Origin of the sequence: Terrisporobacter hibernicus (genome assembly GCF_020809405.1) — a bacterium.
Lineage (GTDB): Bacteria > Bacillota > Clostridia > Peptostreptococcales > Peptostreptococcaceae > Terrisporobacter > Terrisporobacter petrolearius.
Window position 1 is genome coordinate 576,007 of the sequence record NZ_CP081135.1, and the last position, 21,977, is coordinate 597,983.

19 protein-coding genes are annotated in these 21,977 nt (G+C 28.9%); 5 read left to right on the plus strand and 14 right to left on the minus strand.

Going from position 1 to position 21,977, the window contains the following annotated elements; translation table 11 throughout:
- Nucleotides 1-114 precede the first annotated feature (114 nt).
- On the minus strand, nt 115-1,650 hold the full coding sequence (locus JW646_RS02785; RefSeq protein ID WP_228416510.1) for an FAD-dependent oxidoreductase: 1,536 nt from the start codon (nt 1,648-1,650) through the stop codon (nt 115-117).
- 187 nt (nt 1,651-1,837) lie between these two features.
- On the opposite strand from JW646_RS02785, the gene JW646_RS02790 reads away from it, so the two are divergent.
- Genes JW646_RS02790 through nagB form a run of 3 tightly spaced genes read left to right on the plus strand, consistent with a single transcriptional unit; the run spans nt 1,838 to nt 4,552 of the window.
- A complete protein-coding gene (locus JW646_RS02790) occupies nt 1,838-2,575 on the plus strand; it encodes a GntR family transcriptional regulator (RefSeq protein WP_228416512.1) in 738 nt (245 codons plus the stop codon).
- A 16-nt stretch (nt 2,576-2,591) separates the two neighbouring features.
- Nucleotides 2,592-3,740, plus strand: a complete 1,149-nt coding sequence (gene nagA, locus JW646_RS02795) for an N-acetylglucosamine-6-phosphate deacetylase (protein ID WP_228416513.1) — start codon at nt 2,592-2,594, stop codon at nt 3,738-3,740.
- Nucleotides 3,741-3,781: 41 nt separating this feature from the next.
- Nucleotides 3,782-4,552 carry a glucosamine-6-phosphate deaminase gene (nagB, locus tag JW646_RS02800; RefSeq protein WP_228416515.1) on the plus strand — a complete coding sequence of 257 codons (771 nt, stop codon included), beginning with the start codon at nt 3,782-3,784 and terminating at the stop codon, nt 4,550-4,552.
- Nucleotides 4,553-4,616: 64 nt separating this feature from the next.
- On the opposite strand, the gene JW646_RS02805 is transcribed toward nagB, so the two are convergent.
- The 10 genes from JW646_RS02805 to JW646_RS02850 form a co-directional block, all read right to left on the minus strand.
- Nucleotides 4,617-4,934 (minus strand): PTS lactose/cellobiose transporter subunit IIA, encoded by a 318-nt coding sequence (locus JW646_RS02805; RefSeq protein WP_074918299.1) that lies wholly within the window; start codon nt 4,932-4,934, stop codon nt 4,617-4,619.
- Between the two features lie 12 nt (nt 4,935-4,946).
- Complete coding sequence (gene chbG, locus JW646_RS02810) at nt 4,947-5,672, minus strand: chitin disaccharide deacetylase (protein ID WP_228416517.1); 726 nt, start codon at nt 5,670-5,672, stop codon at nt 4,947-4,949.
- An 8-nt stretch (nt 5,673-5,680) separates the two neighbouring features.
- A complete protein-coding gene (locus JW646_RS02815) occupies nt 5,681-6,991 on the minus strand; it encodes a 6-phospho-beta-glucosidase (protein WP_228416519.1) in 1,311 nt (436 codons plus the stop codon).
- Between the two features lie 87 nt (nt 6,992-7,078).
- Complete coding sequence (locus JW646_RS02820; protein ID WP_228416521.1) at nt 7,079-8,395, minus strand: PTS sugar transporter subunit IIC; 1,317 nt, start codon at nt 8,393-8,395, stop codon at nt 7,079-7,081.
- A gap of 19 nt (nt 8,396-8,414) precedes the next feature.
- Entirely contained in the window at nt 8,415-8,726 is a 312-nt protein-coding gene (locus JW646_RS02825; protein ID WP_228416522.1) for a PTS sugar transporter subunit IIB, read from the minus strand.
- A 205-nt stretch (nt 8,727-8,931) separates the two neighbouring features.
- Nucleotides 8,932-9,639: a GntR family transcriptional regulator gene (locus JW646_RS02830; protein ID WP_148557848.1), complete on the minus strand. Its 708-nt coding sequence runs from the start codon at nt 9,637-9,639 to the stop codon at nt 8,932-8,934.
- A 240-nt stretch (nt 9,640-9,879) separates the two neighbouring features.
- Complete coding sequence (locus JW646_RS02835) at nt 9,880-11,838, minus strand: PTS fructose transporter subunit IIABC (RefSeq protein ID WP_228416523.1); 1,959 nt, start codon at nt 11,836-11,838, stop codon at nt 9,880-9,882.
- Between the two features lie 3 nt (nt 11,839-11,841).
- Nucleotides 11,842-12,759 carry a 1-phosphofructokinase gene (gene pfkB / locus JW646_RS02840; RefSeq protein WP_074918312.1) on the minus strand — a complete coding sequence of 306 codons (918 nt, stop codon included), beginning with the start codon at nt 12,757-12,759 and terminating at the stop codon, nt 11,842-11,844.
- Nucleotides 12,760-12,994: 235 nt separating this feature from the next.
- Complete coding sequence (locus JW646_RS02845) at nt 12,995-14,770, minus strand: BglG family transcription antiterminator (protein WP_228416525.1); 1,776 nt, start codon at nt 14,768-14,770, stop codon at nt 12,995-12,997.
- Nucleotides 14,771-14,854: 84 nt separating this feature from the next.
- A complete protein-coding gene (locus JW646_RS02850; RefSeq protein ID WP_228416526.1) occupies nt 14,855-16,972 on the minus strand; it encodes a DNA topoisomerase III in 2,118 nt (705 codons plus the stop codon).
- A gap of 371 nt (nt 16,973-17,343) precedes the next feature.
- Between JW646_RS02850 and JW646_RS02855 the strand changes: the two genes are divergently transcribed.
- Nucleotides 17,344-19,263, plus strand: a complete 1,920-nt coding sequence (locus tag JW646_RS02855; RefSeq protein WP_228416528.1) for an OPT family oligopeptide transporter — start codon at nt 17,344-17,346, stop codon at nt 19,261-19,263.
- Nucleotides 19,263-19,601: a PqqD family protein gene (locus tag JW646_RS02860; protein WP_228416530.1), complete on the plus strand. Its 339-nt coding sequence runs from the start codon at nt 19,263-19,265 to the stop codon at nt 19,599-19,601. Before JW646_RS02855 ends, JW646_RS02860 begins: the two co-directional genes overlap by 1 nt.
- A gap of 42 nt (nt 19,602-19,643) precedes the next feature.
- Here JW646_RS02860 and JW646_RS02865 read toward each other — a convergent pair whose 3' ends face one another.
- Genes JW646_RS02865 through JW646_RS02875 form a run of 3 tightly spaced genes read right to left on the minus strand, consistent with a single transcriptional unit; the run spans nt 19,644 to nt 21,977 of the window.
- Nucleotides 19,644-20,084, minus strand: a complete 441-nt coding sequence (locus tag JW646_RS02865) for a GNAT family N-acetyltransferase (RefSeq protein WP_228416532.1) — start codon at nt 20,082-20,084, stop codon at nt 19,644-19,646.
- Nucleotides 20,085-20,104: 20 nt separating this feature from the next.
- Entirely contained in the window at nt 20,105-20,941 is an 837-nt protein-coding gene (locus JW646_RS02870) for an aldo/keto reductase (protein WP_228416534.1), read from the minus strand.
- Nucleotides 20,942-20,993: 52 nt separating this feature from the next.
- Nucleotides 20,994-21,977 (minus strand): lipoate--protein ligase, encoded by a 984-nt coding sequence (locus tag JW646_RS02875; protein WP_228416536.1) that lies wholly within the window; start codon nt 21,975-21,977, stop codon nt 20,994-20,996.

Below are 21,977 nucleotides of genomic sequence, written 5' to 3' on the forward strand. Positions count from 1 at the left end.
TTTATAGTTTCTACAATAAAAAGGAGTAATAATTACCGTTTCAATTAAGCCATCTACCGTAAATGTAGTACATGGTCATAATGATTTATTTTTGACCCTATTGTCCCTTATAAACTATAATATTTTAGGATCAATTTTGTTTTTACCTTTATCATAAGCCTTTAGTGGTCTCAGTGCTGGTCCATTTATAACTTCACCTTTATAAGAAAATCTACTTCCATGACATGGGCAATCCCAAGTCTTTTCGCCACTATTAAAACGAAGTTCGCAGCCTAAATGAGTACAAGTAATATCTAGTATATATAAATTGTCATTTTCATCTCTATATGCTCCATATCTCTTTCCATTTATACTTACTACTTTTCCTTCATCTTTGCCAGGTAGTTCACTACTTCCTGATATAAACTTTCCTTTTATATAGTCAAGTGCAACTTCTATATTAGTTTCTAAAAACTTCATATTTAAATAGCTTTTTAATCTACTTGGATTATATAACCCCTCATATTTAGAATGGTTTTTAATTATTAAATCTTTAATTAAAATAGCACCTACGCTACTATTACTAAGTCCCCATTTACTAGTTCCAGTTATAATATATACATTATTTTTTTCCTTATCAATTCTTCCAATGTAGGGTATATTATCTAAAGAAACATAATCTTGGGTAGACCAGTTAGCTATAATATCTTTATCTTTCAAATGGAATGCTCCCTTAGCAAAGTCTTCTATAGCTTTAAAATTATGGCACTCATTATTACATTTTCCAGTTTTATGATCATACCCTCCAGCTATTAAAAGCTCTCTTCCCTTATCATCTTTACAAGTTCTAAAGGTTCTAGTTGGCATTTCTACACTAATATAATTTCCTTGCGATATTTTATTTTTTAATTCTCCACATAATAAATATGATCTTGATGCTTCTTCTTTTGCAAAAAAAAGTCTTAAGCCATCATACCATGCATTACATGATGCTAATATTAAATTCTTTGCTCTAATAACATTGTTACTTCCACATTTCACTAAACATACTTCATCAATATCTACATCAACTACAGGAGTATTTTCGTAAATTTTTACCCCCATTTTTTGATTTATTTTTCCTAAAGCGTCTACATATTTTTTAGGATTAAATTGACCTTGATTTTTAAAACATAAAGCTCCTTTAATGCTTAGTGGTGTTCCTTCGATAGAGTCCATATACTCACAAGGTATGTTTAATTCTTTACAAATTTCATATTCTTTTTTTATATCTTTAATATATTTTTCTTCTTCTGTATAAACAAAACTTGGGACTATTTTAAAATTACAATCTATATTATTTTCTTTTATTATGCTTTCAATAAGTTTTAATCCTTCCTCATTTGCATCATAGTAAAGTCTAGCTTTTTCACTAGAATACTCTTTTTCTATTGTAGAATATATAAGACCATGTTGACTTGTTACTTTTCCAGTATTTCGTCCTGATGCTCCAAATCCAATTTCATCAGCCTCTACAATGGTAACTTCTTTATTTTCTTTAGCTAATAAGTATGCTGTAGTTAGTCCAGCTATACCACCACCTACTATTAAATAATCTGTGCTTATATCACTGTTTAAATCTTCATAGCTTTTCTTTTTTTCTGATGATAAAATCCAATATGAATTATTCATTTTTTCATCCTTTCATAGTTAATAATACTTATTATTAGCTATAATTTACTAAAATATTTTCTATCTTTGCATAAATTATTTTATTCATATATATTTTTTATAAACTTGCTTTTTATAAACATATTATCTATAATTAAATTATAAAATTGGTATATACCAATAGGTATATACCATAGGGGAGAGACTGATGAAATTAGTAGATAAAAATTCACAAATACCTCTTTATATTCAACTTATAGAAATAATAAAAGATATGATTAATACAAATAAATTACAAGAAGGACATTATTTAATGTCAGAAAGAGATATTTGTAAGATCCAAAATGTAAGCAGGATGACAGTTAATAAGGCTATTATTAACTTAGTCAATGAAGGAGTCTTAGAAAGACGACAAGGAAAAGGCACTTTTGTTTCATATAAAAAACAAAAACTTACCTATGAAAAAATGCAAAGCTTTACAGAAATAGCAAATGAAAAAATGCTAAAAGTAAAAAACGAAATTTTAAAATTTAAATTAGACAAACCTAATGATGTGGTTAAGGAGTACTTGCAGATAAAAGACGATTCTTTACTTGTTTTTCATATAGAAAGAGTCCGATTTGTTTATGATGATCCTACAATACTAGAAAAAATATATATTCCTGAATATATGTGCCCAGATTTAAACCAAGATCTTATAAATAAAAATTCTTTGTATAAATTATATAGAGAAAAATATATGCACAAAACTCAAAGGGCTAAACAAATTATTAATCCTATTGCATTAGATAAAACTCAGTCAAAATTATTAAATGTTGATTTAAACTCTTTAGCTTTAAAAATTGATAGAGTTGTTTTTACTGATAAAAAAGACGTTTTAGAGTATACTAGTTCTTTATTTATTACAGATAAACATCAGTATGAAGTAATACTTAATGAAGATTAACCATTTGGAGGGAATAATGAAGGCTATTATTAATGGTAAAATAGTTACAGAAAATAAAATAATTGAAGATAAAATTCTTTTATTTAATGATAAAATCATAGGATTTTGTGACCAAGTAGAAGAAAATGTAGAGATAGTGGATGCTAAAGGTCTCTATATTTGTCCTGGTCTAATTGATATACATGTTCATGGTAGTTGCAATTGCGACGTAATGGATAGATCTTTGCAATCCATAAGAGCCATAGGTAATGGAATTAAGGAAAATGGTGTTACTTCTTTCTTACCAACTACAATGTCAATGTCAAAAGATGATATATATGGTGCCCTTGATACCATAAGAGAAGCCATGAATATAAAATATGATGGTGCTCAAATTTTAGGAGCTCATTTAGAAGGACCTTTTATAAATAGTAAATATAAAGGTGCTCAAAGTGATAAATTTATTCAAGTTCCTAACTTTTCTTTTATAGAAAACTATATAGATGTAATTAAAATAATATCTTATGCTCCTGAAGTTGATGATAGTTTAAATTTTACAAAGGAAGTAAAAAATAAAACTGATATAACATTATCCATAGCTCATACTAATGCCACCTATGAAGAGGCTAAACTTGCAATAAAATTAGGTGCATCGACTGTAACTCATTTGTTTAATGCTATGACACCTTTGAACCATAGAGAGCCTGGCGTAGTTGGGGCTGCTTTTACTAGTGATGTTTTCTGCGAAATAATTTGCGATAATATTCACGTAAATCCACAGCTATTTCAATTTGTGTTGAATAACAAAGGTAAGGATAAAGTAATATTGATAAGTGATTGTATGAGAGCTGGTTGTATGGCAGATGGAAAATATGATTTAGGTGGTCAAGATGTTTTTGTAAAGGATGGCGTGGCAAGACTTGCTTCTGGTACTCTAGCAGGCAGTGTTTTAAGATTAAATAAGGCAGTCTATAATTATAAAAAACACACAAACTTATCAATAAACGATGCAATCAATTTAGCTTCACTAAATCCTGCTAAATCAATAAATATGCATAAGACAAAGGGGAGCTTAGATATGAATAAAGATGCTGATATAGCATTATTTGACGAAGAATTTAATTGCTATATGACTATTTCTCATGGAGAAATTATTTTTAACAATTTAAATAAATTACTATATTAATAAATTACTAAATATATTATAAAATTTTGGAGGGATATATTATGAGAATAATAGTTTGTGAAAACTACGAATCATTAAGTAAAAAAGCAGCACAAATAGTAGGAAGTCAAATGATTTTAGAACCAAAATCAGTTCTTGGTCTTGCTACTGGAAGTACTCCTATAGGGATGTATAAAAACTTAATAAAAATGTATGAAGAAGGATTAATCGACTTCTCAAAAATTAAAACTTTTAACTTAGATGAGTACTATAAACTTCCTATAGATAATGATCAAAGCTATCATTATTTTATGGACAAAAATTTATTTAATCATATAAATATAAATAGAGAAAATATATATATACCTAATGGTATGTCTGATGACATAAAAGCTGAATGTGTTTCATATGACCAGTTAATTGATAATAATGGAGGCATTGATATACAAGTTCTTGGTATAGGAAATAATGCCCACATAGGATTTAATGAACCTACTATAAACTTTAAGAAGGGAACTCACGTAGTTACTTTAGATGAATCTACAAGACAAGCCAATGCAAGATTTTTTAATAGCTTGGATGATGTTCCAACAAAAGCAATAACTATGGGAACAGGTTCAATATTCAAAAGTAGAAAAATATTACTTTTAGCAAGTGGTCAAAATAAAGCTGAAGCAATTTATAATACAGTTCATGGTAAAATAACACCAGAAGTACCTTCATCTATATTACAATTACACAAAGATGTAATTATAATTCTTGATAAAGAAGCTGCTAGCCGTTTAAATGAAAATGATTATGAGTTAATTAAAGAATATGCAAAAGTAAAATAAACTTTTTAATAAAAAATCAGTAGCAATATGCTACTGATTTTTTTATATTTATTGATTTAATAAATTACTTTGTATTTAATTTTTCGTATAAATCAACAAATTCTCCTGCTAGCTGCTGAAATGTCATACTTGTCATTAAATGATCTTGAGAGTGAACTAACATAACACTCATATCAGTTTTTTCACCACTAGCTTCTCTTTGTATTAATTCTGTTTGAAATTTATGAGCCTTAACCATAACAGTCTTTGATTGTTCAAGTTTTTCCCTTGCTATATCTATATTTCCTTTTTTAGCCTCATCTATAGCTTCAAAAGCTAAAGCCTTAGCATCACCAGCAAACCCTATGATCCCAAAAGTTATTTCTATCATTTTTTCATCCACATTGTCTTCCCCCTATAAGTCTTTATAATTTGTTAATAAAAAATTATCTTGTATGAAAGCTTTCGTATCCTTTGAAGTTAATATTTTATGTTCCTTAATTCTTGCCATAGAATATGATGTTGTTTTCATTAAAAAATCATCAATATAAGCAGGATGGCACATTATATCAGCTATTTCATATTCTTTAAGATAATTGATTTTTTTTACGAAGTAATCTTCACTTACATTGTCACCATAAAAGGAGTCTACCAATGGTATAATCTTAGAGTAATTAAAGTCATACTCAAATCCACCCCTTATTGGCAAATTATATCTTTTTAAAATTTTTTCTATAACTGGCCTTAGATTTTCTAAAGTGTGAACATGATGATGACTATCTAAATGTGTTATAACCGTTTTAGATTTCACCTTTTCAATTTGAGCACATAGTTCATTGTATATTTCATCTAAATCCATATTTTCAATCACTTCGTTGGTTATTCTTCTTATAAAATATCCATTATTATCTACTATAGTCTTTGAATTTGAAAGTAATGGTTTATAACAGCTTAAGGTCATATGAACACCACAACCTAAATTTTTATTTTCTTTCAAAAGATTCATGGCATGCTCTAATGATGGCATATTTGCCATGACACTAGTAGATGTGACTACACCAGATTTGTATGCTGAAATTATACCATAATTAACGGCTTCAGATAGACCAAAATCATCTGCATTTATTATTAGCTTAGTCATTTTATCACCTACTTATTAAATTGTGGTAAATACTCTTTATGAACTTCCATCATTTCATCTAATACCACTTTAGCAATATCATCTGATGGTACTAGTGGGTTTATACAAAGTGCAAGCAGTGCCGTCTCATAGTCCCCAGTGACTGCAGCTTTTGCTGCTAATGATTCGAAACTCTTAATTTGACTTACTAATCCATCAGTACATTCTGGAAGATATCCAATTGAGAGTGGTTTTGGACCTTGGGCAGTTATTATACTACTTACTTCTACAGCTTGATTATCTTTAAAATTTCTTATGGCACCATTATTCAATGTATTTACCACTTGAATATCTTGTTTGTCATTATATATTGAACTTATTAAATTACAGGCTGCATCACTATAGTATGCTCCACCTCTTTTTTCTAATTGTGGTGGTTTAATATCTAGGTTCTCATCTTTATAAAGTTCAAATAACTGATCTTCCAGTTCTTTAACTACTTGACCTCTGGCTTTTCCTTTTTTAAATTCATCTAATTCTTCTACTAACATTTCTTTAGTCTTATAATAGTATCTATGATATGGACAAGGTATTGCTCCCAATGCCCTTACAAACTCTGGATTAAAATCAATAGCTTTTATATTTTCCATACTTATTTTCGTTGTAATAAATCTATCAATAGCCTCTTTTGTTACATCTTTTCCATCTAAGCATACCTTCAATCCATACACCATATGATTTAGCCCACCAAACTCCATATAAATTCTATCTGGTTCCACCTGAAATAATTTAGCTACATCATTTTTTAAATGTATTGGTACATTACAAAGACCTATATATTTTTTAAAGTTTGTATATTTAAATACTGCTTCACTTATTATTCCCGTTGGATTTGTAAAGTTAATCAACCACGCATTTGGACATAATTCTTCTATGTCTTTTATTATATCAAGTACTACTGGTACTGTACGAAGAGCTTTAAAAAGCCCTCCTGCACCATTAGTTTCTTGACCTATTAATCCGTGAGATAGTGGTATTCTTTCATCTTTTATTCTAGCATCTAAAAGTCCTACTCTAAGTTGCGTTGTTACAAAATTGGCATCTTTTAAAGCTTCTCTTCTATCTAGCGTAAGATGAACTTCCATATCTATTCCTGCTTTTCTAACCATTCTTTTGGCTAAACTGCCCACTATTTCTAATTTTTCTTTTCCTTCTTCTATATCAACTAGCCATAATTCTTTTACTGGCAATTCTTTATGTCTTTTAATAAAACCTTCTATTAGCTCGGGAGTATAACTTGATCCTCCTCCAATTGTCACTACCTTCAAACAGTTTTTCATGTCATACACCATCCCATCTAAATATCTATATGTCTAGATATCTTACAAATTCGCAATTTATATTTTATTCATTTAAATTATTTTTAATTATACATTCTCTTGCGTCTTTTTATTTAGTGCTTTCTTATCTGCCATAACAAACGGTAAATAAATAAAAACAGATAATATTATATTAACTAATGCTAATATTCCACCTTTTAAACTTCCAGTAGCCATCACTGCACTAAATATTGGTGGAGTTATCCACGGTATCTTCGCCATTATTACTGGTGGCACAATTCCCCAAGATATAGCTAGATACGCTACTATTGTACATACAATTGGCGCTAATACAAAAGGTATCATATACATTGGATTTAACACTATTGGCATACCAAATATCATCGGTTCATTTATATTAAAACATGCTGGCGCTGTACCTAAAGCTATCATATCTTTACGATGTTTTCCTGCTAAAAATAGTGCAATTACAAGTCCTATTATCATTCCTGATCCACCTAGATAAACAAAGGCATCAAAGAATGCTCCGGCAAGTACATGGTATCCCTCCGTAGCTCCTGATGCTAATAACTCAGCATTTTTCCCACCAAGGTCCATTAATATAGGTTCAACAACTGGTAGTGCTATGTTTGCACCATGTAAACCAAATATCCATAATACATGAACAAATATTGCAACGAATATTGCTCCACCTAGAGAATCTGCAACACCTGCTAAAGGCTTAGATAAATAAGTTTGTAATAAATCATTTATAAATTTGCCATCTGAAAGAGTAGATATTATAACTCCGATTATTGCCATTATTGTCATTGCTATTAGACTTGGTAATAGTTTTGCAAATGATCTTGAAACTGCTGGTGGTACACTATCTGGCATTTTGATAGTCAGCCAGGATACATTTGATAATTTAATATATATTTCAGTAGTTACTAAAGCAACTATCATAGCTGTAAATAATCCATTTGTAGAAACATAAGTCCAATCAATAAATCCCCATCCAACTATTGCTTCTGTTGCGCCTTCTGGTGTTATTGATGCTGTTTGTGGACTTAATATTAAGAATGTACATAAAGATATAAGACCTGCTTGCAAACCATTTCCATCGTAAGATTTTGCAAGAGAATATGCAACTGAAACTGCTAAGAATAAAGACATTAGTGCTATGGATCCCCACCATAAATTTCCACCTACTGCTCCTATGTGTCCACCTATTGTAGTGCCTGTTATAAATTTTTGATAAGGTTCAAAAGGTAAGTTTTTAGCAAGATTCCCAAATGCTCCTATCATTGCTATTGATATAATTCCAACAAAACCATCTCTTATTGCTACCAAGTGCCTTTGTGATCCAAACTTTGCTGCAACAGGAACAAAATAACGTTCCATGAAAGACATAAATTTTTCCATAAAATTTCCCCCTTAATTTTTATTTTGAATTTGCTATCTCAATTGCTCTGTCTAATACAGCTTTCCCATTGCATGTTCCATAGTGCATCATATTGATTACTTCAACTGGAACATTATAAGGCTTAGCTATTTCTGTAGCTTTGTTTAGCATAAACCTTACTTGTGGCCCAAGTAAAATTACATCTGCATCTTGAACCTCCTTATCAATATTAGCCTCAGATATGGCCCATATTTCAGCTTCAATACCTGATTCTTTTGCTGCTGCTTCCATTTTTGTTACCAACAAACTTGTTGACATTCCTGCTGAACAGGCTAACATTATTTTTATCATTTTATAATACCTCCATAAAATATTAGTTTTTATTTATTTTTGTGTAATTTATATTTATATATCTTGTCTTTTATTATTTAAATAAAATATATAAATATATAAAATGTCTATACATTTGTTTTATTAATCTAATTGTATATCAAATGTATAGACATTTCAAGAAAACATTTTCATTTTCATTATAAAATTTTTATTTTTTACTTTTCTATTGTTTTGTTACAGCGCTCAAAGTTAAAGTATATCCATAATGATAAGTGTGAGAATACTCAAATACATGACCATTATCAAATCTACTTACTTGTTTTATGTACAGTATTGGCTCTTTCTTATTTAAATCTAATTGTTCTTCCAATTCTTTTGTTGATATTATAGCTTCAACTTCTCTTTCCGCAATAGCAATTTTATATCCGCAATCTTCTTCTATATATTTATATAGTGAATCTTCACAATCCCTCTTTGTTAAATTTGGAAAAAGCTTAACAGGCATATAAGTAACCATGTAAGATACTTTCTTTTTATCTGCCAATCTAACTCTACAAATTTCCCATACATTTTCACCTAAATTTAAGCTGAGATTCCTCGCTAACTCTTCATCTGCCTCAAGCACCTTTATATCAATTAATATGTTAGATACTTCTTTATTTTTGCTTCTCATCTCCTTCGTAAATCCACTAACAGAAGATATGTTATCATAAATATTTCCACCTAATACAATACTTCCAATACCCCTCCTTCTAGTAATATATCCTTCTTTCACTAAGTTACTAAGAGCTGATCTTACGGTCATTCTAGTCACATTAAATTCTTCACATAATTGATTTTCAGAGGGTATTAAGTCTCCTTGACTTAACTTACCTGAGTCAATTAAATTTTTAACATACTCTTCAATTATTTTGTACATTGGTTGCCCCATATTTTACACTCCTTTGATAATTGTGTTTACAATAAATAGCTTACATTTATACTATAATCATCCTAAATTATATACAATCAAAATAAATATATATACATATACATTATATTAATGTACATTTTAAATCAAGCAATTACTTGTATTTTTTGCAATAAAAAACACCTTTTAAAAGGTGTCTCTTATTTTGCTTATAAATTATATAATACTTTTAATCCCATAATTTTATTTAAAATTATAAACTTATTTTACTTTATTCAGTGGTTTTTTTAGAATTGCAAGTAAAATTGACCCTACTACTGAACCTACCACCAATGCAACAATATACATTAAAGGATTTATTATTGTTGGAAGTACAAATATTCCTCCATGAGGAGCTCTCAGTCCACATCCAAACGCCATTGATAAAGCTCCTGCTAATCCCGAACCGACTACACAAGCAGGTATAACATGAAGTGGATCTGCTGCTGCAAATGGAATTGCACCTTCTGTAATAAAAGATAATCCCATTATATAGTTTACTATTCCTGACTTTCTTTCACTTTCACTAAATCTATTTTTGAAGAAAGTTGTAGCAAGAGCTATTGCTAAAGGAGGCACCATCCCACCGATCATAACTGCTGCCATTATGGCAAATTGTTCTGACCCTGCATTTACTACTGTAAGTTGTGCAGTACCAAACACGTAAGCTGCTTTGTTAAATGGTCCACCCATATCTATCGCCATCATCCCTCCAAGAACTGTTCCAAGTAATATTTTACTAGTTCCATTCATTGAAGCTAAAAAGTTGTTAAGAGCTGTGTTTACTGAACCTACTATTGGATTTATACTTATCATTATTAATCCCATTAGAAGTATTCCAAACACTGGGAATAATAAAACTGGTTTAATTCCTTCTAAAGAATTTGGCAAATATGAAAATAATTTTTTAAGTAATAATACTAAATATCCACCAACAAAACCAGCAAGTAATGCACCTAAGAATCCTGCACTTATAGCAGTTTTTGCATCATAATGCATAAGATTACTAAAAGTATATCCTGCACTTGCTATAATTCCACCAACAAAACCAACTGCAAGACCTGGTCTGTCAGCTATACTCATTGCTATATATCCAGCAAGAACTGGCAACATAAATCCAAAGGCTTGACCACCTATTGTTTTGAAAAATGCTGCAAGAGGCGTATTCATACCAAAGTGAGCTGGATCTATTGTGTAATCATCAAATAAGAAGGCTAGGGCTATAAGTATTCCTCCACCAACAACAAATGGTAACATATGAGACACACCATTCATTAGATGTTTGTAAAATTGTCTTCCTATACCTTCTTTTTCATTTGATGATTCTTCTGTATTATTTCCTTTAGACCCACAAAAGATTTCGGCATCACCTTTAACAGCTTTGTCTATAAGTTCATCTGCCTTATGTATACCATCGGCAACTTTTGTTATTATAACTTTCTTACCATTGAATCTGTTCATTTCAACATTTTTATCAGCTGCTACAATTATACATGTCGCATTATCTATTTCCTCTTTTGTTAAAGCATTTTTAATACCTGCTGAACCATTAGTTTCAACTTTTATACTTATTCCTTTATTTGCAGCTTTTTGGCTTAAACTTTCTGCTGCCATAAAAGTATGAGCTATTCCTGTTGGACAAGCTGTAACTGCCAGGATTGTAGGTGGGTCAGATTTTTTATCTTCAACTACTACTTCTTTTGCTTCTTCTTTCTCTGGGAACTTTTCTTTTTCTTTTTTATTTATTAAGTTTAAAAATTCATCTATTGAAGATGCATTTATTAAGTCATTTCTAAATTTTTCATCCATTAAGATAGTAGAAAGTCTTGATAAAACTTCCAGATGAGTGTCATTTGCTCCGTCTGGTGCAGCTATCATAAAGAATAAATGAGATAAACTATCATCAAATGCTTCGTAATCTATTCCTTCTTTTGATATTGCCGCAGCTAAACAAGCTTCGTTTACAGCTTTGTTTTTTGCATGTGGAATTGCTACACCTTCTCCTATGGCAGTAGTACTTAACTCTTCACGAGCAAGAATTGCCTCTTTATATTCTTTTTTATTATTTAAATTTCCACTATTGTTAACTAAATCAACTAATTCATCTACTACATTCGATTTATCTTTTGAAACTAAGTTTAGCTTCACTGAGTTTTTATTAATAAGATCAATTATTCTCATTCTTTATCTCCTCTTAACACTTATTTTTTTTATTAATTCTTCAATAAGTTCTTTCTTTGCTAAGTCTGATGAAAATGCAGTTGCGCTTCCACTTGCCGCTCCTAGTTTTAAAGCTTCTTCATAAGAATTGCTATTTATATATCCAGATATAAAGCCAGCTACCATAGAATCTCCAGCACCAACGGAGTTTACAACACTTCCTTTTGGTACATTACTTATAAATACTTCTTTATTTTCTGTTATAAGAAGAGCACCATCTTTTCCTCTTGAAATTAGCACATTTCTTGCTCCCATTTCTTGAAGTTTTTTACCATAAGTTATCATATCGTCTATGGTTTCTAGTTTTACATTAAAAATTTCTTCCAACTCATGATTATTTGGCTTTATTAAAAATGGATTATATTTTAATACATTTAAAAGTAATTTTTTAGTTGCATCGACTACAACTTTTACATTATTTACTTTTACTTGTTCCATGATTTTTTCGTATAAGTCTTCTTTTAAAGTTGATGGAATACTTCCAGCAAGGACTAAAATATCTTCCTCTTTTAATTTACTTAGTTTATCAAATAATTCTCTAAGTTTTTCATCGCTAATATGTGGTCCCCCACCATTTATTTCAGTTTCTTCATCACTCTTTATTTTTACATTGATTCTAGTAAATCCATTATCTAATTTTATAAAATCTGATTTAACATTTAAATCAGATAAAGAGTTTGTTATAAAGTCTCCTGTAAAATTACTTACAAATCCAGTAGCTATATTATCATGTCCTAAGTTTTTTAGTATTCTTGAAACATTTATTCCTTTTCCTCCTGGATATACATGTTCACTATTTACTCTGTTTACATGTCCTGTATTTAAATGTTCAAGATTAATAACATAATCTATAGAGGGATTTAGGGTTACAGTGTATATCACTTTATTTCCTCCTTTACTTTTCGTATATATTATTTTACTCTTTAATTTACTTTTGTATCCTATGACTATATTATATGAAAAGGGTTTCTCCAAAAAGACAAAAAATTTCTCTTAATTAAAAGAGAAATTTAACTTTGTCTGCTTTAGCCACTTCAAATAGTTCCGTTGCTTAAAATTCATTATACTCATGACGCCAACGAACTATTTTCCTTTTCACTTCAAATAGTTCCGTTGCTTAAAACAGTTTTATAAACTTTTCATAAGATTTGTTTTCACAAATATTCACCACTTTTGATGTGGTGTCTAATTTATTATAAATACTTGAAAATACTTGTTCATAGTCAAGTATCTTTTCGTTGTTTAATGCTAGCATTATTACAAGTCTAACTTTTCCATACTCCCAGTCTATAGGTTTTTTTAAAATACCAACAACTATTTTGTTTTCTTTTATATTACCTTTAGATCCATGGGGCATTGATACCATATTTCCTATTTCTGTTGTAGCGATTTGTTCCCTTTCAAAATATGATTTTTTCATTTCATCATCAATAATGTCTTTTTTTAATAATGCATCACTCATAAAGTCTAAAACTTCTTCTTTATTTTTACAATCCAAATCTGTAAAATATAATTCCCTATCAAAGAAGTCTTTAACATTTACATCTTCATAAACATATCCTGTATCCATGAACTTTTCTATTATTTTAATTTCTTTTTCAGTTAAAAATGGTGATACATTAATAATAGGTATTTTGTTGTATTCCAAAGGCATTGTTGATATTAAAAAATCTACTACAGCAGGATCTATATACTCAATTAAATAAGAAGGAATAATTTTTACTATTTCTATTCTATCTTTAAATAATTGCTGTAGCTTAGTATTTATTAACATAGAAGTCCCAGCTCCAGATGCACAAACAATAATGACTTTAAATATTTTTCTTTTTTTATTACTTGAATATCTCTCTACTGCCCCACCCACATGAACGGCAATATTTGATACTTCATCCTCTCCAATTTTCAAATCTAGTTCATTTTCTATAGCTTTTTTAGCAATTTTAGCTAGTTCATAAGCATAAGGATATTTAATTTTAACATCATTATTTACCACATTATAGTTGCAAATTCCCAGCTTATCTTTTTTAATCAAATTGTTTATATGGTTATATAAGCACTCCATAAAGAACTCATCTTTACTAATATCTATAGCTGTAGCTAATTTTAAATTTTTACAAAATGAAGCAATAGCTTTAGTTATTTTTTCCTTATTTACATTATCATTCATTATTGCTTCACGTTTAATTTTATATTCTTTGATATAATTTTTAATAAACTTATCATAATCTTTATAATTATTTCTGCTTAGTTTAATAAAAATTGTACTACATAAATTTTTGAATTCTATATCACTTAAAATTAAATTTTCATTGTTTAAGTATTTTAATATTTCATTTTTCAAGTTAAATACTTTATTGCTTATCTCTTCAGTTAAAAAATCGTGCAATATTAGTTCATTATCTTTTCTAGAACATAAATCTATTATGCACCTTACAATCTCTGATTCATCAGCTTCAACACCTATTCCATGTTTATGTTTAGATACAATATTTATATTATATTTACTTAGAATTTCTTTTACTTCTTTTAAGTCATTTTTTACAGAAGAAACACTAATAAACATAGCATCGGCCAACTCTTCTAACTTAATACTATTTTCTTCTTGTAAATTTAAGTTGAGCATTGTTTTAATTATAAATTCAATTCTATCTATGTTTCCTAAAGTATTATTATTACATTCAGATACATCAATTTTTCCTTCTAATTTATAACCTACTCCCCTAATAGAAATTATTTTTGTATCCTTAAGTTGTTTATTAATATCTTTAATTTCACTTTGAATTGTTTTTGTTGAACACCCAATCTCTTCACTTAAAGCTAAACTACTTACAGGATGATTTAACTCTTGTAATATTTCTATTATAGCTAAGGCCCTTGTACTTAAATTATTCATACTCACACCTCTTTTGCTCATAGATTTCATAGATTTCAATAAAATTTCCCAAATATTATTTACCCATTTTTTATATTAAATATTTTATTTTTTTAATTTTGCTAAAGCTTCAGCAAATGGATTGTTGAAACTTTCTTCTTTTTTATTTTGGTTCTTTAAGTATTTTTGTATATCTTTTTTAGATCCTTTTTGCTTTTCTTCTTGCTTTCTTTTATTAAAAGCAGATAATTTTTCTCTATATCCACATGCACATGCAAATAGTTTATTTTCTCCTTCTCCTCTAAGTTCTAATTTTTTATGACAATTAGGACATCTAGAATTTGTTACTTGTGATACTGTTTTCCTTGTATTGCACTCTCTGTCTTCACAAACTAACATTTTCCCTTTTTTACCATTAACTTCAAGCATAAATTTACCACAGTTAGGACATTTATTTTTTGTTAAATTATCATGTTTGAACTTACTATCACTTTTATTTATATCTTTTACTATTTCTTTTGTATAAGTTTTAATATCTTCAATAAAAGTCTCTTTATCACCTTTTCCATTAGATATATCTGTAAGTTTCTTTTCCCACTGAGCTGTTAAATCTGGTGTTTTTAATTTTTGGGGAGCTAAATCTAATAATTGTCTACCTTTTGAAGTAATATGCATTTCTTTATTATTTTTCTTTTCCACTGAGAAAGAATTAAATAATTTTTCGATTATATCTGCTCTAGTGGCAACTGTTCCCAGATTATTTTTTTCCATTTCTGTAAGCAAAGTTCCTTCGTTTAAATATGGAGGTGGATTAGTTTTTCCAGTTTTTATTTTTACTTCTTCAATTTTTAATACATCATTTACTAAGATTTCTGGAATACTACCTAGTTTTTCCTCTTCATCATCACCATATCCTTCTGTAAATCCTAGGTTAATCACTTTATTACCTTTAACTCTAAAGTTCTCTCCTTCACAACTACCAATAATAGTAGTTTCCACATATTCAAATGGAGGAGAAAGTATGCTTAAAAATCTTTTTACTACTAAGTCATAAATTTTTCTTTCTTTATCACTTAAATCACCAAGAAATACTCTTTCTTCTGTGGGTATTATTGCATGGTGGTCAGTAACTTTAGAATTATCTACAAAGGATTTATTTCCTTTTATATTAGTTTTTAATAATTTATTACAAACTTTTGAATAATCACTTACATTAACTGCTTTCACTCTATCCTTTAACGTTTCAACTATATCCGTAGTCAAATATCTAGAATCTGTTCTTGGATAAGTAAGAACTTTGTGATGTTCGTATAACTTTTGCATTATTGATAATGTTTCTTTTGCTGAGAAACCAAATTTTTTATTTGCATCTCTTTGTAACTCAGTCAAATCATATAGTGGTTTAGAGTATCTTTTCTTATCTATTTTTTTAACATCTATAATTTTTATTTCTTTATTATTTAATTTTTTTGCTATATTTTCTATTTTCTCTTCATTAAAAGAAGTAGTGTTGTTTTTTTTATCTATCCAATTCATCTTAAAATTAGAGCTACCTTTTTTAGTCGAAATATCTATAGAATAATACTCCTTTGGCACAAATTTTCTTATTTCTTCTTCTCTTTTTAAGATCATTCCAAGAGTTGGAGTTTGAACTCTACCGCAAGAAAGTTGAGCATTATATTTTGTAGTAAGAGCACGAGTACCATTTATTCCTACAATCCAGTCAGCTTCTGCTCTTGCTATTGCTGAATAATATAAATTATTATACTGCCTTCCATCTTTTAATTTTTCAAAGCCTTCTTTAATTGCTTTGTCTGTACTTGATGAAATCCAAAGACGTTTAATCGGCTTTTTTACATGAGACTTTTCTATTATCCACCTGGCAACAAGCTCTCCTTCTCTTCCTGCATCTGTTGCTATAACTATTTCACAAACATCATCTCTGTTTAACTGAGATTTAACAGTGTTAAACTGTTTAGATGTTTTTTTAATAACTACTGTTTTTAATTTTGGAGGAATTATTGGTAAGTCTTCCATTTTCCAAGACTTGTATTTTTCCCCATAACTTTCAGGATCAGCAAGGGTTACGAGATGTCCTAATGCCCAAGTTACTATATATTTATTTCCTTCTATATATCCATTTTTTTCTTTATTACAATTTAATACTCTAGCAATATCTCTTCCAACTGAAGGTTTTTCTGCTAATACTAATATTTTTTTCATTTTAGTCCTTTCTTATTTTAAATACATTTTAAAATAATATGTTATATATATCTTTATCTTTATAACTAATAATTTTACCATAAAATCCACTTTGTTAATAGGTTCAACAAAATCTATCACATAATACTTCATATAACTTATTAAATTATGGATTATATTGTGATAAAAGATTTAGTTGAACTAATAGAGCTAGTTGAATTTTTTTCTTTTATATATCTACATAATAATCTTATTTATGACAAACCAATTATTTTTAATATTATTTATAAGATTTTTTTTATATATTTTTGTCGTTATATGTATACTAATTTAACAAAGATATTAATTTTCCTGTGCTACAATTTATTTAACAAAATAAGGGGGTGTGTAATTTGAACAAAAAATTACCAAAAGAGGCTTATGGTGGTGTAGATGGAAAAAACTATGTTCCATATATTACTGATAAGTCAAGAACTGGTGGAAATGTTGCTGTACTTATTATAGGTATCATTTTTTCTGCCATATTTGCAGCTTCTACCGCATACTCCGGTATGAAAGCAGGTCTTACTGTTGCTGCCGGAATTCCTGGTGCAATCATAGGTTCAGCATTTGTTGCTCTTTTTGCAAAACAAAAAGGCATACTTGGCAAAAACTTAATTCAAGGTATGTCAAGTGGTGGTGAATCTGTTGCCAGTGGTCTTATATTTGTATTACCATCAGTTATATTAATAGGTAGTGAAGTTTCTTTCATAGAAGGTCTTGCTGTTGGTGTTGGTGGTGTTTTATTTGGTATTGGTACAGCTTCATTAGTATACAATTACCTAATTATTGATCAACATGGTAAACTTGTTTACCCTGAATCTATGGCCATATCTGAAACATTAGTAGCTTCAGATAGTGGTGGAGACTCTATAAAATACATGGGGGTTGGATTTGTTATAGGTGGTGCTATAAATACACTTACAAGTGCTTTTTTAAATATAACAAACAACGTAATGTCTTTTACAGGTAAATCTTGGTATAAGTGGAAATTTGATTTGGAAGTTAATCCACTGTTATTAGGTATTGGATTTATAGTAGGTCTTGATGTCTCTTTAACAATGTTTGCTGGTTCTATACTATCAGTATTTGGTATTACTCCACTTCTTGGTTATTTCACTGAAATGGCAGGAGACGGTATCATGGTGTGGAATAATTCTTCATTGGCAGTAAATCAAATGGCTGTTGCAGATATTTCTAGCGCTTACGTTAAATACATAGGTGCAGGCATGATGTTATGTGGTGGTATAATTGGTGCTATAAAACTTATACCAACTATAATTGCTTCAGTCAAGGAAACTGCTAAGGCAAGAGCTACTGCTACTAAAGGTGATGGTTCTTCGACTCAATTATTAATTTTAATAGGTGGAGTTATTATGGGGTTCATTGCTTCATTTATTATTTCTGGAAGTATTTCAATGGCTATAATAGGAGCTATCTTATCATTTATCTTATCTTTATTATTCGTTATAGTTGCTGGTAGATTAACAGGAACTATAGGAACATCTAACCTTCCTGTGTCTGGTATGACAATAGCTTCTTTAGTTATAGTTACTTTAGTATTTGTAATTATGGGATGGACTTCTACAGTTGATAATAAATCTTTACTTTTATTTGGATCATTTATAGTTGTTTCAATAGCTATTGCTGGTGGATACTGTCAATCTCAAAAAGTTACTTATGTTATAGGTGGTAACAAAAACGAGATGCAACGTTATTTTGCAATAGCAAGTATTGTTGGTGTTATAGTTGTTGTTGCTGTTATAGTTTTATTAACAGACCAATTAAAAATAACTGGTGATAATCCTCCATTTGCGCTACCTCAAGCTAACTTAATGTCTACACTTACTTCAGGTATAATGTCTGGTCAATTACCATGGGTTATGATTGTAGTTGGTGTATTTATGGCAATAGTTCTATACCTATTAGATTTACCTATTATGACAGTTGCTATAGGTTTTTACTTACCAGTTGCAACTACTTCTATAATCTTAGTTGGTGCTTTAATCCGTGTATTTGTTGAAAAAACATCAAAAGGAGAAAAAGATAAAGATGTTAAGATTAGTAATGGTATAAGTTTATCTTCTGGTTTAGTTGCTGGTGGTTCTATACTTGGACTTATTGGTATAATATGTCAAGTAACTGGTGTAGTTGGTGGAAATGCGCCTACTGGATTTGCTGCTGGAAATGGTATGGCTGCCTTATTATTAGTTGTCTTAATAGTACTTACAATTATACCTATTTTAAAATCAAAGGTTAAGGATGAGGAATAATGGATAACGAGGATGCTTTAAAATTAATATTTAAAATTTCAAACAATATAGATTACGAAGTTGATAATAAAATTATAACTGTTTTAGAAAAGCAAAATCATCCTATACAAAAGTTTTTTAGAAAGTTAAAATTTAGAATACCTCTTTATAAGAAAATTGAACTTGATGAATATTGTAGTTTTGTTTTTTTACAGATTGACGGTGAAAAAACTGTTGAAGATATAGGCAAGAATCTTGAAAATATTTATGGTGAGGATTGTCATCCTATATACGAAAGGTTATTGATGTTTTTAAATCATATTGAGATTAATTGTAATTATATAGAGAGAGTTGAGTAAATTTAAAGGGGCATATTTAATATGCCCCTTTATAATATTAATTTATCTACTCCATTTCAAATAAACCATGTCTATTAATTGCTTTCCGTTTTCAAATATAGGATGATCATAATTATCCAAGAAAAAATTTTTCACTCTATGAGATTCTTTAAATCCACACTTTTTATAAAAGGGAATTGTTAAAGTACTGTCTCCTGTTCCCACATACATTATATTGCAATCTTTATAATAATTAAGAATATAATTTATAAGCATTTTACCATAGCCTTTATTTTGAAATTTGAGAATAGTCGCTATATTTTTTAATTCATATACCCCACTACCTTCATTTGTAACAATGCATTGTGCTTTTACGCCCTCATCTATCAATAAAAACATGTCTCCTTTTTCAAGATACTTATTTATCATATTTTCTTGTTCATCGGCAAGTAAAAGTAAATCCATATATTCTTTTTTGTTGCTTGCTGCTTTAATTATTTTCATACTATTATCCATATTAACTTTTATTTAACATCAAGGTAAGTTGTATTTTTAGGGATTCCTGTCACAGAGGCATCATATCCTTCATCTAATAAATTAATTTGCATCATGTCTTTTTTAGAGATTTCAAAATCAAAAATATCTAAATTTTCTTTTATCCTATTTTCATTGGATGATTTTGGTATAGGAATAATTCCCCTTTGTAAATGCCACCTTAATACAATTTGAGCAATTGATTTTTCATATTTTTCAGATAAACTAATCATAAGTTCATTATCGAATATTTTACCTCTCATTATTGGACTCCAAGCAATTAATTGAATTTCATTTTTACTACAGTACTTCACTAGTTCATTTTTTTGATTAGTAGGATGTATTTCAACTTGATTCACCATCGGTTTTATCTTTGCATTTTTTATTAATTCTTCCAAATGACTTTGTTTAAAGTTACAAACACCTATAGCCTTTACTTTTTTACTTTCATAAAGATGTTCAAAGGCCTTCCATGTTTCATTATTTAATTTGTTTGGCCAATGAATAAGATATAAATCTATATAATCAACTTGTAAATTTTCTAATGATTTGTTAAATGCTTCTATTGTCTTTTCATATCCATGATCATCATTCCAAAGTTTAGTAACTAAGAATATATCTTCTCTGTTTATTTTACTAGATTTTATTGCGTTACCTATACCTACTTCATTTCCATAAAATGATGCTGTATCAATTTGTCTATATCCAACTTCTAAGGCATGCTTAACAATTTTTTCAGTTTCTTCATTACTTCCTGATTTATAAGTTCCAAATCCTATGGAAGGTATTTTTATTCCATTATTTAATATTTTTTGAAATTCACTCATGTCGTTTAAGTCCCTTTCTCTACTCTCATTAATTTGTTCTTTTTAACTAATTCTAATCGATTATACATTTAAGCAAATCATCCTTATTAATTTTATAAAAAATTTTGTCTATATCCAAAGTGCCTAAAAGTTTATATATTTCATCTTTATCATATTTACAGTTAATAAAGGCTTTTTCTACCTTACAAATATCTCCACTTAGAAAAAAATCGCCTTCTATAACACAATCTTTAATTATCCCTTTTTTGATATCAAGTTTAAAATCTACTCTTCCACCATCAAATCTTTTCCATCTATTAATATTAAATACTGGATTTTTACCATAATTCCAGTCCCATGATTCAAATTTTTCTTTTTTAATTTTATTTATAGCTTCAATATCTTCATTAGTAAGAGTATAGATTTGGCTATCTTTTAACAAACGTTTTAACATAATATCTTTAAAGTCTTCACTAGTAATATTTTTATCTATTACTTCACTAATATTTATTACTCTTTCTCTTACAGATTTTATGCCCTTTGCTATAATTTTATCTTCTGCAACAGTTATACTTTCAACCATTGCTTTAATATCTGTATTAAATAAGATAGAACCATGGTGCAACATGACATCATCTTTTCTATATTGTGCATTTCCAGAAAACTTTTTATTTCCTATTAATAAATCATTTCTGCTATTAAAATATGCATCAATATTTTCTTGTCTAAGAGCCTGAACAATTGGAGTTGTAAATTTTCCAAAGGATATACCATTTTCTTTATGATTTTTTTGTATAAACGTGAATTGCCAAGCTCCCATATCAGTGTAAATAGTCCCTCCACCAGAGTTACGCCTTACTACGTTTATATTATTTTCTTTTACATATTTTTCATTAATTTCACAGTATGTATTTTGATATCTTCCTATCATTACTGTAGGATTTGTTCTCCAAAATAAAAATATTTCATCATCCTCCAAATCCTTATATGTCATCAAATATTCTTCCAATGCAAAGTTAAAATATGGACTAGTTGATTTACTATTTATATAAATCAT